At 36.6% G+C, this 2,225-nt stretch carries 2 protein-coding genes; both read right to left on the reverse strand.

Annotation, left to right across the window (positions count from 1 at the left end):
- A partial coding sequence (locus tag CXF78_RS20965; RefSeq protein WP_102037848.1) for a lipase family protein occupies positions 1-1,121 on the reverse strand: 1,121 nt, incomplete at its 3' end.
- 16 nt (positions 1,122-1,137) lie between these two features.
- Entirely contained in the window at positions 1,138-1,572 is a 435-nt protein-coding gene (locus CXF78_RS20970; RefSeq protein ID WP_011638574.1) for a DUF6795 domain-containing protein, read from the reverse strand.
- Positions 1,573-2,225 lie beyond the last annotated feature (653 nt).

The raw sequence follows: 2,225 nt of genomic DNA on the forward strand, positions 1-2,225 counted from the left end.
ACAACTTGAATCGTTTTTTTAAACACCCAACTAATAAACTCATAGCTTAGAGTTTCTACTTTACGGGTAGCATGACCTGCAAACACTAACATGTGAGCTAATAGACCATTTAATTGCCCAGTAAACGTTGCATTATGCAAAGTGACATCAGATAACACCATGGCGATTTGGTCATAAAAGTTTAAACCATTGGCGATACCGCTTTGTAAGCGTGAAGCAATGCCATGACCTAGTTGACGTAATAGTGTTAATAATGCTTCGCTTAAGCGATTCATCCAAAATAAATCACGACTGACTTGATGGCTTAAACGAGCATCTAACGTTACTCTTTTGTGACTATTAAAACTGATTTTTCGTTGATATGAATTCCAGTCGCTGCTTTTCATATCCTCTATATAATATTTAACTTTGTGTTTTATTGGGTTTACAAAGCCTGAGTTATCAACTCTATATTCATAACCATTATATGGCGCATGAACGAAAGGCCAGACTGGAACCATCGGGACAGGATCGCAACCTTTGGTACAGCGGAATATATTTTCCTGCCCCAGTGCGTTTGTGTGCTTAAGAGCGAAATCAGCAAAGCCAACTTTAGGTGCGCCAATACTATATAGTTTTACATTAAGAATTTTTTGCTTTGCCCAGTCGGCAATCAAAGTCGCTATAGCTCCGCCTAAACTGTGTCCAACGCAATGGAGTGTTGCATTTGCTGGAAGCATATTTATATAAGGCAATAGCTCTTTTTTCATTGACTCAAAAACGGAATTAAAACCTGCATGTACTAACGCACCAAGTTCGGTAGAACTTGTGGAAGCGCGAGCATCGGTTGATAAATCATTTAAACTGGCAAAATTAGTCCCGCGTACTGCAATGACAATATCATCCTTATATTGTTCGCTTTGCCCTTGTCCTATTAAGGCAAACCCGGTCTGTTGGTTTCTTGCTTTTGCAACATAACCCCCAGAAGTTCCCATTACAGGTTTCGGTGATACATTAAAATTGAAGTGTTTTTCTAGATTAATGCTGACATTAATAATATTTCTTTTTAAGACTGACTGCTTTTGTACATCGTAAGCAATCGAAGATAGTTCTGCGACCATACTTGGCGTTAATTTATTCATAAAATCATCCTTGAAATTATTTTAATACACATAGAGATCTTACTCTAAAAGGTGAAGCAGGAAATTCTGAGTTTTCAAATTCATAAACTTGTTCAGCGTTAGTTAGCTCTGCTTTTAGATTGCTCATTAATCGTGAGAATGATTCTGGAGAAATAATTTCTCTTTGATTTGCGAACCATATAAGAAGCTCTTGATCCTGAAACTCAACAAATATAATTTGCCTTATAGCAGTTTCATGCAATATGTTTCCAGGAAGCCTAGACTTAATTGATTTTTCTGGAAACATAAACATACCTTCCGAGTTAGTTACACATTTTTCAACGGTTTCATCGTCATTATATGTGAGACTTCGGATAACTGTTTGGTTTTGCAGTGGTACATTGTTGTGTGTTATTTTCCCGCTAACTTCTGGGCATAATTCAACAGTATGTTTCTTAAGCATTCCTAGCATATTTCTGCTCCTTGCAAATAAGGGTAATGATTATAATCCCCGTATTTAATAAGTAAACTATTTGCGGGTAAAGAATAAACAATAGATTTAAAACTCCTTTCTTTATATACCCTTAATGATGTTTTTTGGCTTCTAAATAGTTAATTCTGGCGTGTTATGCATGCCAGATGATTGCTGAAGTTAGTAGAGGTTGAGCAGACGTTTCTCCCACTGACGGCCTATAAAATTTAAATCAATATAATACAAAAAATGCAGGTTTAGCGTTAGCGACACAAGTCTCCAGTCGTTAAGTTAATGGCTATATTTATTGTAATGACGATACAGTTTCACGGAAAAACGCGATGGTTTATTGCTTAGAAGTTATCGCATCAAGAAAGCCTAAATCGGCACTTTTTTTACGATGAAACAGAGACAGTTGAGTCTGTTGGCGTTTCGCGGCCATCCATTTTAGGGTCAGTTTTAACATCTCTGAAGCTCTGCATTCTCACAACTTAAATTTTAACGATTTTTTTCGCTGTAGCATTTGTTTGACAAATGATGTTGCGAGTATCTGAGGCTTTTTTCTCCATTTGTACTTGCTCGAGACGGTTTACTCCGTTTAGTTTTATCATCTGTTGCTGTTATTTTTTCGTTTTTTGCTTTTTATTAGGCAT

Origin of the sequence: Shewanella sp. 11B5 (genome assembly GCF_002836795.1) — a bacterium.
Classification (GTDB): domain Bacteria; phylum Pseudomonadota; class Gammaproteobacteria; order Enterobacterales; family Shewanellaceae; genus Shewanella; species Shewanella frigidimarina.

Coding starts and splice junctions, on each gene's coding strand:
- CXF78_RS20970 (WP_011638574.1), bottom strand. CDS start 1,572: ATGCTAGGAATGCTTAAGAAACATACTGTTGAATTATGCCCAGAAGTT.